Origin of the sequence: Paenibacillus oryzisoli (genome assembly GCF_001653565.1) — a bacterium.
GTDB lineage: Bacteria > Bacillota > Bacilli > Paenibacillales > NBRC-103111 > Paenibacillus_E > Paenibacillus_E oryzisoli.
Window position 1 is genome coordinate 257,284 of sequence record NZ_LYPB01000049.1, and the last position, 15,756, is coordinate 273,039.

Genomic DNA, 15,756 nt, shown 5'->3' on the forward strand with positions numbered 1-15,756 from the left:
ATTCCGCTTTACAATTCCCTGCTGTGACCCCATTGTTGCATGAAGATGGCTCGTAAATATAGAAACCAAATTGCTTTTTGTTGCCGATAACGCCAATTCAGCAGTTCGGATAAAAAAAAGCAGTGGGGTATAAGAGTAAAAGAGTGCCCTCCACCTAGCCTTTCTGGCTTGGTGAGCGGCACTCTTTATTTATTTGACATCTATTTCATATGATTAAGGCGTATCTACTAGTATGAGGCTATTAGCTTGAAGTCCACCCTCCACTGTCGTTACTGTAATTGTAGCCGACCCAGCGCTTAATGCTGTCACATTACCCGACTGATCTACCGTCGCAACCGTTGGATTACTCGTCGACCACACTACTTTTTTATTATTCGCTTCAAGAGGAAATACCGATGCTTGTAAATGATAGACATTATTCGTCACCGTATCGAGTGTGGGATTCATGGCTGAGACCGTTACTCCAGTGACTGGTACATACATCGTCACAAGCATATCGTCGAATAAAGCGGATGTGTTGTAGGATCTAAAGCCGATTGCTCCGTTACCTAATGCCGTATCTGTGAGCGAAATCTTCTCCTCCCCGTTTAGGTAACCCTTTATTGAAGAACCATTTATCAAAATCTTAGCCAGGTACCAAGTATCTAAACTCAGCGTCTGGGAAACAGTCCCTAGTGTCGTCCATGTCCCACTTTGCTTTTTTAATATTTTTAATTGATTACTTGCACGGTTTAGCTGAAAATAGTACATATTATTGCCATTCTGGTATCGGAACACCAGTCCTGCTCCTGAACTTCCCGAACCTTCCGAGGTCATTTTGATTCTCGACTGAACGGCATAGTTCGCCCAACTCGTATTCCCCGTTGATATTACATACTCTCCTGAATTCGAATTGGCAGCCAACAGCTTGTTGATGCCATCCGTAATAATGCTCCAAGTACCTAGCACCTGCGTCCAGCCCACAGAATCCCCGTCATCGAAGTTATCACTGAAAAGATTCGCGCCTGCAAGATCTTTTACACTTACATCGTCATAAACGGACGCGATGTTGTAAGCCTTAAAACCAATTTTCCCCGTGCTAAAAGTCGTATCCGTCATATTAATCTTTTCTGTGCCATCTAGATAACAGATGATGGAGGATCCATTGACAATGACCTTAACGGTGTACCACTGATTCCATTCAAACTGCTGCGTAACCGGTGTACCTACTGTGGTCCATGTGCCCGCTTGTTTTTTCAAGACTTTTATTTGACCATCCGCTTTATTCAATTGAACCGCATACATATTATTGGCATCTTGGTAACGGAATAAGAGACTAGCCCCCGTTCCCCCATATCCTTGCCCCGTCATCTTAACCTTCGCTTGAACCGAATAGTTCGCCCAGGATGAGGTACCTGCTGCTATCTGACCGTCTGTTGATGGAATACTCAACACTTTAGAACCTTCCGACACCACATTCCATGTGCCTAGGGAGGAGGTCCATCCCGTGGAATCCCCATCTTGGAAATGATCACTATACAAGTTGCGATCATAATACTTATCATACTCGTATACCCAAGTACCTGAAGATGTTCCTACATATACCCTTGGCAAATTGGGATGAAAGGCGACCTTCCATATATCCTTGGTGCCTTTAAGTCCTTCGACGACCCGCCAGTTCTGACCGCCGTCCAATGATTCGAATAATCCAGCACTAGGTGTTAATCCCTGATTATCTGTTCCCCCTGCTATGAGATGCAGTTGATTATTAGGATCCTGTGCGATATCAAAAATAGGTAAAGTACCGCTTAAGCTTTTGACCAAGCCATTCGATTCATTGATACTCGTTAGCGTACTTCCATCAAGTCGGTATAGCCCGGATACATAGCTGCCTATCCAAAGGCGATCCGCCACGAACAGATCCGGTACGATACTCTGAATACCACTGATTGAGGAAGTCATCGTTACCCATGAAGAGGGGGAACCACCATTCGTTGACTTTGAAATAACTCCTCCATCGGCTGACCATACAACATCTCCATCGAAAGGAGACACAGCGGCAACACCTTTATCTAATTGACTCCAAGTGAGGCCACCGTCTATGCTTTTATTTTTACCTGCATAAATAATGTTATTGTTCTGCGGGTGATACATGATTACGCGAGCTTTCGAAGTCATCCCTGTGCCTGGAATCTGTGTGAAATTCAGTCCGTCGTCATGGCTTTCTGATAGGATGGTATGCGAGCCCCAATCCCCGATATTGATGAACAAATGCTCAGAATCCTGAGGATCGCGGGCGATTGCATGTACAGTCCTGTGCCCACCATACCTTGGTTCGTAGCGATCATCCATCAAATATTGAAACATCGGATACTGTTCTGTACCGTATACGTTCGATCTTACAAGCCCGCGATCAATAGCTGTGATATAAATATTATGATTATCTGTAGGATCAAATAGGAATCCACTTGCACGTAATCCGGAGAATCCACTACTGGAGGGATACAAACTTACTCCGCCGTCTTTGGACTTGTAGATCTCATTATCCAACGGCACCCATACGATATTCGGATTTGTAGGGTGCGTAGTAAAGGCTTCACTAAACCATCCCCAGTTATCTTTCATGAAAGCGGTGCCATTATTAACCGTCGAAGCTTGCCAAGTTACTCCCAAATCCGTGCTGTACCTCAAACTATACTGCGAATTTCTAATGGAGAGATATAATCTTGGGTGACCATAGGCATCCGGTGCTCCAAATAGAAGCTTGGTAAACTTCCCGTCTGTTGGAACATCGAGTCTCGGCACCTGTAAGTCAGTCCAGGAACTCCCTGCGTCAGTACTGGTATATACCTTCCCATCTGCAATAGCAAACCAATGATTGGGATTGGTCGGATTTTCCGAAATGCTGGCAGCTTCTAATCCGGAAAATCCCGTATTTTTCGCCACCCACGTCGCACCGTCATTCAAACTGACTTGAATGCCACTTCCGTATGTCGCCGCCATGACCGTTCCGCTCGTGGCATCTACAAATAAGTCATTGATAGCTTGGTCGATTAGACCGATATTCGTCCAAGTCTCTTTCTCTCCATTACCAATAGATTTGAAAACTCCCTTACTATGCGAGGCCACATAGATCGCTCTGTTGCCATTACTCTCGATCCCTCCGAAACGAATCAGCTTATTGGATGATTTCCTATAGAAGGACGTGCTTAACACTTGCTTCCAACTAGTGCCGCCATCTGTACTTTTCCATATTCCAGCCAAATTGGACTCTTGCATGATGTTATTGGCCGAATGTGGTGAAGCCGCTGCATAAGCAATTTGTTCATTATCAGGATCAAAGACGATATCCATCGTCCCCATCAACCCAAAGCCATCATTACTGGATTTCCATGTTACGCCTCCGTCCTCGCTCTTCCAAATCCCTGAGGTATCTGTTCCCATGAGTAGATGCTGCGGATTTACCTGCGAAACAGCCATGGCATACACCATCTGCGAGGCCTCTCCACCTTTATACCCAATAGCTGCTTGCTCTTGAGGCGTCATATGATATTGCACCCACCAAGGCGTATCATAACGGGTTGTTGTCAAAGCATCAATATCGGTTCCAGCAGGTAGAGATATGGGGGGGACAGGTAATTGCGTCAACGCTTCTGCTCGCTCCGTGAAAGGATTACACATGAATATCAGCATGATGATCAAAAGGCCAGCTAACTTTTTTCTCATTTTATTTCCTCCTTGTACGTTTCTATTTCGTACGATCTCTAATCATCCCATCCTTACATTTATTTTCTATTTAGGTTCTTACCTATCACCACCCTTCCAACCCACTCTGCCTTTCACTACAAAACAATAGATCCGCCACTTTGTAACCGATGACGCAATGACTGCACATCCACATTGGCAAATCCCTTCTCTTCGGTAAGCGCAATGTAAGCCGCAACACCCACCGCTTCGCCCAATTGATTCATATTGACCATGACTCGCACACCACCGAAAGCTTCCTCATCAATGTCCAACATCCGGCCTGCCACAATCACATTCTTGTATGGACCCTCAGGGAGTAAACTACGATACGGTATCTGATAAAAAGTAGGATTACGTTCCATTGGCTCCCGCCATCTTCCAACCTCTTTCGGATAACCAGGCCGAATATAGGCTTGCTCACCGTCTAAATATTTGAAGGTAATACCTGGCTTATCCTGATGATGAATATCGATACGGTAACTCCCATTCGCAATTGCGTCATCGAATCTTCGACCATAGAGAACGTCTTCTCCCGTCAATTGATAGTGACATGAGATATGGCGGGTTTCACGTGTCCCTATATAGGAAGGAAGTGATACGAGTGACATCCTGTCACCATGACCATACGTATGGACGAGATCCATAATCGCCCTCACTTGCCGGCGCCCCTCCATTTCGCTATAGGTCAATGCATCACCATCTGCACTGTTGGCATGGTATACACGCGTACCTGCGTACATATGGACATCCTGAGACCCCGGAACCTGGGTCCCCCAACCAAAACCTTCAGGAATCCCAAATTCATCTTTATGTTTCAGCAACAAGTACGGTAAGTCGATCCCTTCTGTCCCTTGCTCCCATCCGCTAATCTTTGCACAAGCTGTGGAAGGTTGAAAATGTGGTGAAAGCCGCTGTGCGATTCCTAATCGATCACATAGATCTCCATCCCCTGTCGCATCGATAAACAACTTCGCTTTAATCGCCCCGCGACCTGACTTATTTTCAACAATAACGGCCTGAAGTTCGCCATTCACCACATGGGGAGATACGAACATCGTGTGTAAATATGCCTTCACCTTGGATTCCTGAATAAGGCGATCTAACTCAATCTTCAGCTCTTCCGTGTTAAGTACATACCCCGCTGAGTGATTCTTCCTCTCCTCAATGACCCCACCTACTCGGTCCAACCGCTCGATGGTTTCTAGCGTTAAACCGGCAATGATCTGTTGATCAAATTCCGTATTTTGCAGTGAATGCCAAATGTTAACCAAGCCTGATGTCGCTACACCACCGAAAGCGTTCTGTTTTTCAATAATAACGACACGGGCTCCCAGACGGGCAGCTCGCACAGCAGCAAATACGCCAGTACAGCTTCCCCCTAATACACATATATCCGCTTCATAAAAGATAGGAATTTCCCTGGCTTCCTCACGTAATAGCATGTTTTCAACTCCAAGCCCTATTTGTATTGGCAAAAATGGATAGTCAAAAGAAGTAAACCAAGCAAATAACCGCTTGGCTCAATTCCCTATTTGTTACTTCTTTTTAGTAGCGAGAAACTCATCAAATTGCTTCTGCTTCTCAGTAAGAATTTTATCAACACCAGCTGCCTTCAATTTCTCAAGATATTTGGGAAGAATCGTATTCGGATCAACAGCACCGGTATTTAAAGCGCCAGAAAACTCAACTTTTACAGAAGTCGTTGCAGCAATTTCATTTTTAACAGCAGCCGTATCGAACGTAAATCCTACAGCAACTGAAACAGCGGCTTTCTTATTGAATTCGCGGAATTTATTCCACTTCTCGGGATCTTCGTTCTTCCATAAGTAATTCAAAAACTGACTACCGAACATCCAAGCTGCACCAGGCAAGTATTTATTTGCCTTTGGATCGTTACCAGGTGCGATATCAATGACATTATCGTTTACCTTCACATAGTGCACGCCCTCGATGCCAAAATCGAGTAAATTCAGTAAGTATTTATCCGTATGGAGCAAATTAATAAACATCATGGCGCGCTCAGGGTCTTTACTCGTTTTTGAAATTGCGAGCATCGAGCCAGATGCCGTTGATGAGCTGGTCCATGTCTTCATCGTTTCAGCCTGCACAAACGGATAGCCTGAAGCTAAACTAACTTCCCCATCCTTACCTGGTTTAAGCGGCGTAACAATGGCAAATACATTGCCTGCTTTTATTTGTGTTTCTGGCGAATTTTTCGTCGTTGGCGCGTCTTTGTTGATGTACCCTTTCATGAACCAGTCGTGAGTCAAATCTATAAGATCTTTATCTTTTTGCTGTTCTTGTGTGAGGACGACCTTCGTACTCGTAAGCGTTCCATCAATAGCACCGAAGGAAGTCGCCCCTCCCATGTAATCCCATGTGTTTAGATGCTGAACAAGATTGTTGCCGCCGTCGAGATACAACGGAATCATGTTGGGTTCGCTATCTTTAATAATCTTGAGAAACGGCTCCAGATCCCTCTCTGATTTAAGCGTAGACAGGTCCAATTTATATTTCTCTACCATGTCTTTTCTCAGTAGGAATCCACCTGAAGTGGCCATTTCTTTATTTGTGGGAACAGCGTAGATTTTCCCTTTGATTCTCGCACCATCAAGTGCACTTTGACCCAATGTTTCCTTAATGCCCTTACCATATTTGTCGAGTAAATTCTTCTCTTCCAGGTCAATGAAAGCTCCTTTGGTTACGTTCGTGGCGTATGAGTTCCAATTGGCTGCGAACAGAATGTCCATCGGTTCACTAGATGCAATCATCAGATTAACCTTATCCCCCCAAGAGCCTGAGGAAATCGGAGTAATATCAATCGTTGCATTGATTTTTTTAGTTAAATATTTGTTCATTTCTGCTACAACTAGGGCTTGATCTTTTTGAACCTCACCAGGATAAATCAATTTTATTGTGTAGGGTGCGAGTTGCGGTTCTGCTGTAGGGCTGGATGCGGATGGTGCTGCTGTAGATGAAGATGCTGATTCCTTATTTGTGCTGCACCCCGTCAAAAAAATCGCGAGAACCATACTAACGGATACGGCCAACAGACTTGCTTTTTGAATCCTTTTCATGCGAATCCTCCCTTTTTTTGTAACCAATTTGATATAAATTACGTAGCCAAGGCTAGATTCAGCCTTTTACAGAGCCTACGGTCAAGCCTTTAATGAAAAACCTTTGAAAGAAGGGATACGCAAATACAATCGGACCTACGCCTATGACACACATGGCCATTCTCACGCTTTCGGTTGGTAGATTCATGCTTCCGCCTGCTTGTGTAAATCCTTGCTGTGCTTGGATATTGGTCGTCATAAACTGAATATTCAGCATGGCTTTATACATTAAGTACTGGATGCTTATCGTTGTATTATCCGTAATAAAAACGAGACTTAGAAACCAATCATTCCAATAATTCAGCGTACTGAACAAGGCAACAGTGGCTAGTACTGGCAAAGAAAGCGGCATCACGATGCGGCTAAATATTGTCGTTTCACCAGCCCCGTCGATCCTAGCCGATTCAATCAAAGCAGGTGGGATTGTCGTTTGAAAGAACGTACGAATAACCAGTACGAAGAAGGGTGAGATCAGCAAAGGAATAATTAACGCCCAGATGCTATTCTTTAAATCAAGGAACTGCGTGTAAACAAGGTACCAGGGTACCAGACCACCGTTAAAGAGCATGGTAAAAAACATGAAAAACGTAAATATCCTTTTATGCGGAAAATCTTGACGTGAAATGGGATATGCGAACAATGACATAATAATGACACTGATAGCGGTACCTGCCACGGTAACAAGGATCGATATGCCATAGGATTTCACGATCTGATGGATGTCCAGCAACATAAATCTATAAGCCTCTAAACTGAAGTGTACAGGTAGAAATCGATACCCATCCGTCAAGACTGACTTTTCTTCTGAAAAGGATACGGAGAGAACGAGGATAATGGGCAATAAACAACAAATGCTGTACACTCCAAAAAACAAGCTAAAGATCATATTTGCCTTACGAGATATTGCGTTAATGGGATTGAATGACGGATCCCTATGGGGCTTAACCGTTTCTATCACTTCCAAGCATGCCACCTCCTTTATTTAAAATAGTGCGTTCTCTTTATTAATTTTCCTAACAATATAGTTAGAGAAGAATACCATGATGAAACCGACAAGAGATTGGTAGAGTCCTGCTGCAGTGGACATTCCTATATCTCCCAGCGTAATAAACGTGCGATATACATAGGTGTCGATGACATTCGTCGTGGAGAATAAAGATCCTGAATTCAGGGGCACCTGAAAGAATAACCCGAAGTCCGTATAAAAAATTCTGCCAATTGCTAGCAAGGCTAGAATAACAATGATTGGAACGAGCGATGGGAGCGTAATATGGATCATTTGTTTCCATTTACTAGCTCCATCGAGTGTAGCTGCTTCGTAATACTCGTTATCGATGCCAATGATGACAGCTAAGTACATAACTGTTGAATAACCAATCGTTTTCCACGTGTGAACAAATGACAAGATATATGGCCAGTACTGAGGCTCGCTATACCATGAAATCGGTTTCATACCAATGAGCGGTAGAAGCGTGTTATTAATGAATCCGTGCTCCGTACCCAAGTAGCCAAAAACTAAATAACTCGTCACAATAGCAGATAAAAAATAGGGGAGAAACATCGTACTTTGGAAAAACTTCGAAAGAAGACGGTTTCTTAATTCATTCAACATAATGGCGAACGAAACCCCGATTACGATATTAAGAACAATAAATAGCGCATTATAAAGCAACGTATTACGCGTAATAATCCATGCATCGTTCGTTTTAAACAGATACGTGAAATTATCCAATCCTACCCAAGGACTTCCTAGAATACCATCCGTCAAATTAATGTTCTTAAAAGCAATGATAATGCCGAACATGGGGAGATAGTTGTTGATGAGTAGGACTACCGATGCTGGCAGCAGCATCAAATAAAATACCCAATAGGTTCGTATTGTTCTCACTGGCATGCCTCCTGTGTTACTGGTTGATAACTTAATTATAGGAGGCGCTCCCTTGTGAAACTATCCGATACGTGACCTGTTAGTTAACACTTTAATGACATACTTGTTAGTCTATTTCAAGGGATGATTTAACCATTTTGCGATAATCTTGCGGCGTAAGAGAAGTCAATTTTTTAAACATTTTTCCAAAGTGCGAGAAGTGCGAGTAACCGACTGCCTCCGCCACAGTTGAGATTTTCAGACTTGTTTCTTCTAAAAGCCTCTTAGCTTTGTCGATGCGGATCTGCAAAATATAGTCGGCTAGCGATAACCCTGTTTCTTTTTTGAACAGCCGCGATAAATAGGCCGGATTCAAATGAACATACTGCGCAATGTCTTCACGCGTGAACTCCAGGCTCATATTTAATTCCATATATTGCTTAACGGATGCAATGACTCCGCCATTGTCGCTATGGCTCTCTCGATTGAAGTAATCCATTCCTATTGCCGCGATACGTTTCGCCCAAAGACTGAAATGAACCAACGAGCGAATGGCTTGGGATTCGCTGCTCAGATCCTTTAGGGAATAAATATTGTGTATGGAATACCCTTGACTATGAACCGTGTTATAGATCATATGAATGTATCCGTGATAGAACGCTTCTAACGATTCAGGCGGGATCACATCATGTTTCCATCGTTCCACAACTTGATCCAGCTTGGTATACAGCTCTGTCTTCCTTCCTGTTTCAAATAACAATGACCATTCACCAAAATCAAGCAGTGGTATGACCGTAACAACATCACGGCGCATGTGTTCAAATTTGAATACGACACAGCCCACTGTCATAATATTATTGCGTTCCAACTTCAGTAAATCACGATACTCTGTTGCCAACTTATTTAAAGCTACAGCATTGCCGACATAACAGGACATACTGCATTCAAAGTATTGTGAGCACGCATCCAAATAAAGCTGACAGATCCTCTGCAGCTCATCATGTGATAATCCTACTTGACCATTATCGTAAAGCAATACCACATTGCTACCGTTACCATCCTGAATGACATGGCCATTTCGACGATTCAGAAAAATTTCCGCAGCAACATTACGCACGGCGTACCCCATAATTTCTTCATCACGTACACTCATCTCTTCTTTCCAGTATTCAATATTAATGATAATTGGAATTATCCTATCTGTCGGGGAAAGCGGAAGCTGATACAGCTCAAATGCAGCTGTTAAACGTTCAGGAAATAAGGGAATACGCTCGTTCAGCACATCTTGCCAGAATCGCTCAACCATTAACGGCAGTTGAACAAACCATTCTTTATAATACTTTTCCAATACTTTGCCGTATTGCCTCTGCTCACTACTCTCGCGAACTACGCCTAGAGCCGCAGATACAACCCGCTCCAATTGTTCATTATCGACAGGCTTAAGCAAATATTCAAAGCTGCCAAGATGCACCGCCTGTTGAGCAAATTGAAAGTTGGCATGACCGGATAAGAAAATCGTTTTGGTCACTGGGGAGTGTTCTTTCACCCATTTGAGTAATTCCAAGCCACTCCTTCCAGGCATATCGATATCAGAAATCATGATATGAATGGGGTGCTGACTCAGTATGTGAATCGCTGTTTCAACATCGTACGCTTCAAACACGGCCTCAAAGGACCCCGACCAATCGATCGACTGCGTAATGCCTTTCACTGTATACATTTCGTCGTCCACTACAAGAAGGTTATACACGTTCATCTTCCCCCTTATTTTGACTTTCCTTTATAAAAGGAAACCTCATTTGCACCGTTGCGCCACCATCCGAGCCATTAAACAGCTTGATTTGAGCCTGTCCTTTGTAAACAATCTTCAATCGACGAATTACATTCCATATCCCAATATGGTTCTCGTCTCCAGCATCTATACTCGAATCATTCGCCATGAAATAGGTCAGCGTCTCCTCACGGAATCCTACCCCATTGTCTTGGATACGCACTTCAAAATATTGCTCTGGATGTACGGGGTCAGGAGCTACCGTAATATGAATACGAAACATTTTCCCTCTTTTCTGAAACCCGTGAATAATCGCGTTTTCAACGAATGGTTGAATAATAAGGGCTGGAATTTCAAAGGTTTTATACACATCTGGAATTTGTATGCTTGTCTCCAACACATCTGGAAACCGCATCTGCTGAATTTCCAAATAATTGCGGATATGCCTGACTTCCTCCTCAAGCGTAATGAAGTTCCGATTGTTCCGCATGATAAAACGAAAATATTCGGCTAAATGCATCGTCATTTTCTGCACCGTTTTATAATCTTTCAGCGCTGCCAAATAATAAATGATATTCAATGTGTTCAAATAGAAATGAGGATTAATCTGCATTTGCAGATGCTTCATTTCTGCTGTTTGAACTCGCAGCTTTTCCTCGTATACATGAATCTTTAGATGTTTAATTTGCGAAATCATATCATTGAACGATCCAATTAAAGAGGCAAACTCATCAACCCGGCTCTCCTTCAATCGAAATGCAAGGTCGCCCTGCGCGATTTTCCGCATTCCATTCATTAAATTGGTCATCGGTAGAAAAAAAGCTCTGCGCAAAAACAATAAATAAACGGATAGAATGAGAAGACTTCCAATCGGGATAAAGTAAAGAGCTGTTTGAAAATAGGGAAGGTTTTGAAGTAGGGATTTCTCTGGAATGACAGAAATAAAGGAAATCGGTACCCATGCCGACTTGCTGCCAATAACAAGGTAATTCTGTTTATTTTCTGTATCTTTCATGATCTGGTACGATTTATCGGCCAGTTCTACCATCATTTTAGGAAGCGTTTCTGACTTGGAAATAAGCCACTCATCGTTAGAGAGAATCTGTCCCTCGTCGGATACAATGTAATACCTCTCATCAACGTTTCCTTTGTTGTCTTGCAATGGCGCCATCATCGTACCTACATTAATCCAGGACCCCATATAAATGTCCTCATTTACACTTACGATTTTAACGATGGCATACCCCGTTGCCGTTTGAACCACCTGCCAATTCTTCAATTTCTCTGGAGAGATATTTTGAACGAAGCGAGGAATCTCCTGATTAATCATTCTCGTTATTTCCATCGAGGTATCTTGTACAGCGAATATTAAGTCTTGATTTTTCTGGCTATATACAAAAAAAGCATCAATTGTATTGTAAAATCCAATATCTTTTGTAAGCTTGTTGGTAATGCTAACTTGGTTCAAGACATATTCATCGCTATCTTTCGCGTAATCCCTCAATAAATAAATATCTTGTTCTTTATCGAGATACTTATAGATATAATTACTAGCTTCCTTCATGGCTCTATCTGCTTGCGAAACAAACGTGTACAGCACACTGCTTTTGGAATTGGAGATTTGATTATGCAGAACGGTCATAGAGTAATAATTGCTATAGAACAGAAAGATAACTAGCGGAGTTGTAGTTCCAATAAACCAAACGATAATCTTTGTCCTCAATGAATTTCTCATCATCATGCCACTCCTGCCCTACACATAAACCGAAAAGGCACCAACCAGTCCGACACAGGAATCGCGCGTTCTGGCATAATGCCTCCAAGTCACCTTATCATTTCTCATATTACAAGACTTTACTTAATCAATCCTTTTTCCTTAAAAGCCTTATCGGCCTCATCCACATACTTCTGTAGTTGGTACGTTGTGTTCAACGTTTTCACAAAATCGTCGAACTGGTCGATCGGGCGTTTCCCGTAAATGAATTTAATGATCTCTTCATTCTCGAAACGATCCTTATCTGATTTGTTTAAGCCGTCAGGAATCTTGGAGAAATTGTTATACACTTTGATGTACGGCAGGTTAATAGCAAAATCGATGTACTCTTTTTGTTTCGGGAATTTGGTATACAAGTAGGGCAACTCATCACGGCCGGTCAACTGTAATTGGAATGTCGTACCAAGCTCAGACACGGCTGGGAGCGGTTTGATGGCATCGCCTTCTTTGGTATAGTGGGTGCCTTCAAAACCGAACATCACCAAGTTCTGACCTTCGCCCGCTCCTGTGATGAAATTAAGGTATGCCAGCGCTTTCTCTAATTTTTCCGGCGTTTTCTCGAGTGCTTTTGGAAGAGCAATACGCCAGTCGGCTGCACTGTTGTCAAACGCTCCGTTAAACTTACCTCCTGATCCAACTGGCGGCTCTATCGTTATGAATTTGGCATTGGGATTCGTATCTGTCGTAAGCTTCACAAACTCATCTTTGAACATATCCGACCAATTCGAGTAAATAACGCCTACTTGCCCCTTCTGAGCTTTGGTAGATGCCGCGTTCCCCTTGTTGGTAAGAATATCAGGATCGATAGCGCCAGATTTATAAAGATCATTGATAAATTTGAGTGCTTGCTTCATTTCCGGCTGGGTAGTGGAATACGCCACTTTATCGTCTTTAATCATTAAATTCCCTTCGGCCGACGAAGCTGTACCATAGCTAGCGCCAAAAGCTCCGAAAAATGGCGCGAATACATCCAGTCCCGTACCCGTCAGTCCGTAGGTGTCTTGCTTGCCATTCCCGTCTGGATCCCTATCATGAAAGGCCTTAATGACTATCGCCAATTCGTCCAGCGTCTTAGGGATCGGCAAATTGAGTTTATCCAGCCAGTCCTTCCTAAGCATCAGAGTCCGATATGGAACTGCCGCCCGCTTAGGAAGCGTCATTTGCTTACCATCGACTTTGCCTTTGGTTAAATCGGCGGCACTGTAGGCTTTTTTTACATTGGGCATCTTGTCCATATAGTTTGTTAAGTCTAGAATCGCCCCTTGCTTGGAAAATTGCTGCATTTGATCATTGCTGACGGTGAAAATATCCGGCACATTGCCAGCGGCAACTCGGACGTTGATTTGATTGGCATATTCATTGTTATTGCTGGTTTGCATCACATTGAAATCGAAATCCACACCGATTTTTTTACCGATTTCAGCTTGAATTTTCTTATCGACATCGCTTAACCCCGTTCCACCAATCAGCACACTAAGTTTAACTGGCGTCGTTGATTTGGGGGATGCAGCTGGCGCTGCCGTTGCACCGCTAGGTGTTGCTGTACCGCCATCTGTCACAGACTCCGTCTTTCCACAGCCACTTGCTACGATACTGAACGACAAACCGATTACCGCACATAGCTTGAATGAAACTTTCATAGAAACATCTCCCCTTTTTGATCTTAAATATATGTTAACTGTTATCCCTTCACTGCGCCAATAAGCATTCCTTTAGTGAAATACTTTTGAATGAAAGGATAAACAATTACAATCGGAAGTGCCGTTAGGATAACGCCCGCCATTTGCAAGGTTGTGGAAGGAACGGTATTCTCCAAATTAATTTCAGCTGACATGGATGAGGTTAAAATGCTTCGCAAGACAACTTGCAGCGGATATAACGATTCATCCGTAATATATAAGATAGAGCTGAAAAACTCATTCCAATGCATCACACCATAGAAGGTACTGATTGTAGCAACCACGGGTACGGACATTGGCAATAGAACACTAACCAGAACTCGGCTTTCCGAAGCCCCGTCTATTCTTGCCGCTTCCATAATCTCCTCAGGAATATTTTCAAAGAAGGTCTTTGTGATGAGGAGAGAAAAGGTGCCTACGGCTGAAGGGATAATCATCGACCATACGGAATTCAACAATCCAGTCTCTTTGACGATAAGGTAGGTCGGTATAATCCCCCCATTGAACATCATCGTAAATAAGATTAGGAAGAGAATAATGGATCTCCCAGGCAATGTTTTCTTACTTAGCGGATAAGCCATGAGCACCGTAAGCAAGACGTTTAATGCAGTTCCGACGATCGTGACAAATAGGGAAACACCAAACGCTCTAGGGATTGTAGCATCCTTTAGAAATAGTGCATACGCCTCAAACGAGATATGCTTCGGAATGATGATAAAGCCTCCATTTTTCATAACCTCGCTAAAGGGGGTCAGTGACATGGATAACACGTACAACAATGGAAATATAAAGCAGACAGCCATAAGTAAGAGAATGACATAAATAATGCCCTCAAAAAATCGTTCTCTCCAATCCATCACCATATGCTTCCACCTACTCGCTTCGCTAAAGTGTTCGCACCGAGAACTAAGATCAGTGCAATGATTGATTTATAAAGTCCTACGGCTGCTCCCAAGCTAAAATTGAACTGCTCTAAGCCAGTCCGGAAAACCCAAGTATCAATAATATCTACTTTCTCATACACTTGAATATTGTACATCACGTAGATTTGTTCAAATCCAGCATCCAAAATTGTGCCAAGACGAAGGATTAGCATCAGGATAATCACATTACGGATCCCGGGTAAAGTGATATGCCAAATCATTCGGATTCGGCCAGCTCCATCCACCCTAGCCGCTTCATACAAGGTTGAATCAATGCCGGCAATAGCAGCTAAGTAAACGATAGTGCCCCACCCTAGATTTTGCCAAATATCCGTCCCTACAATTAACGATCGGATCCATTCATTCGACGTTAGAAAAGGAATCGTTTTCAGACCGGAGTTCTTCAGTATCATATTAATTAGTCCATCTGCTTCCGAGAATAAGGCCAAGGAGATTCCGAAAATAATCACCCATGAAATAAAATGCGGCATATACATAATAGACTGAATAACATTTCTAAAAGCTTTCCATCGAATCTCTGATAATAGAATAGCTAGAATGATAGCAGGCGGTACAATCCAGAAGAGTTTGTATACACTAATGAGCATGGTATTGACCATAATTTGCGTAAAGTAAGGTGAATCATAGAAATATTTAAAATGCTTGAACCACGGGTCAGCCCAAGGACTATGCCAAATCCCACCCGAGATGTTGAAATCTTTGAACGCAATGATGGCGCCCCCCATCGGTACGTACTTGAAGATGAAATAATATAGAAGGCCAGGAAACAACATGAGATAATGTGCTTTGTGAAGAATAATTCGCTTGTATATAAGACTCACCTTTCTTTCTGGATCTCGGTTGCGTGCTTCAAATCCGTTGATACGACTTACTCTATTC

At 42.9% G+C, this 15,756-nt stretch carries 10 protein-coding genes; all 10 read right to left on the reverse strand.

Translation table 11 applies throughout. The features are described 5' to 3' along the window. Nucleotides 1-213: 213 nt before the first annotated feature. The 10 genes from A8708_RS07125 to A8708_RS07170 all read right to left on the reverse strand — a co-directional run bounded on the left by A8708_RS07125 (nucleotide 214) and on the right by A8708_RS07170 (nucleotide 15,650). Complete coding sequence (locus A8708_RS07125) at nucleotides 214-3,705, reverse strand: family 16 glycoside hydrolase (protein WP_068662800.1); 3,492 nt, start codon at nucleotides 3,703-3,705, stop codon at nucleotides 214-216. A 116-nt stretch (nucleotides 3,706-3,821) separates the two neighbouring features. Continuing rightward, complete coding sequence (locus A8708_RS07130) at nucleotides 3,822-5,168, reverse strand: FAD-dependent oxidoreductase (protein ID WP_068662801.1); 1,347 nt, start codon at nucleotides 5,166-5,168, stop codon at nucleotides 3,822-3,824. A 93-nt stretch (nucleotides 5,169-5,261) separates the two neighbouring features. After that, nucleotides 5,262-6,803, reverse strand: coding sequence for an ABC transporter substrate-binding protein (locus A8708_RS07135; protein WP_068662802.1), 1,542 nt, complete (start codon nucleotides 6,801-6,803; stop codon nucleotides 5,262-5,264). A gap of 58 nt (nucleotides 6,804-6,861) precedes the next feature. Beyond that, complete coding sequence (locus tag A8708_RS07140; protein WP_338044186.1) at nucleotides 6,862-7,800, reverse strand: carbohydrate ABC transporter permease; 939 nt, start codon at nucleotides 7,798-7,800, stop codon at nucleotides 6,862-6,864. A 24-nt stretch (nucleotides 7,801-7,824) separates the two neighbouring features. After that, nucleotides 7,825-8,736 (reverse strand): ABC transporter permease, encoded by a 912-nt coding sequence (locus A8708_RS07145; protein WP_068662803.1) that lies wholly within the window; start codon nucleotides 8,734-8,736, stop codon nucleotides 7,825-7,827. Nucleotides 8,737-8,836: 100 nt separating this feature from the next. Then, entirely contained in the window at nucleotides 8,837-10,459 is a 1,623-nt protein-coding gene (locus A8708_RS07150; protein WP_068662804.1) for a response regulator transcription factor, read from the reverse strand. Then, nucleotides 10,452-12,203 (reverse strand): sensor histidine kinase, encoded by a 1,752-nt coding sequence (locus tag A8708_RS07155; protein ID WP_204787481.1) that lies wholly within the window; start codon nucleotides 12,201-12,203, stop codon nucleotides 10,452-10,454. Before A8708_RS07155 ends, A8708_RS07150 begins: the two co-directional genes overlap by 8 nt. Before the next feature lie 131 nt (nucleotides 12,204-12,334). After that, nucleotides 12,335-13,894: an extracellular solute-binding protein gene (locus A8708_RS07160; RefSeq protein WP_082927317.1), complete on the reverse strand. Its 1,560-nt coding sequence runs from the start codon at nucleotides 13,892-13,894 to the stop codon at nucleotides 12,335-12,337. Nucleotides 13,895-13,935: 41 nt separating this feature from the next. Continuing rightward, entirely contained in the window at nucleotides 13,936-14,796 is an 861-nt protein-coding gene (locus A8708_RS07165; protein WP_068662806.1) for a carbohydrate ABC transporter permease, read from the reverse strand. Then, nucleotides 14,790-15,650 carry an ABC transporter permease gene (locus tag A8708_RS07170; RefSeq protein WP_239696596.1) on the reverse strand — a complete coding sequence of 287 codons (861 nt, stop codon included), beginning with the start codon at nucleotides 15,648-15,650 and terminating at the stop codon, nucleotides 14,790-14,792. Before A8708_RS07170 ends, A8708_RS07165 begins: the two co-directional genes overlap by 7 nt. Nucleotides 15,651-15,756: the final 106 nt, after the last annotated feature.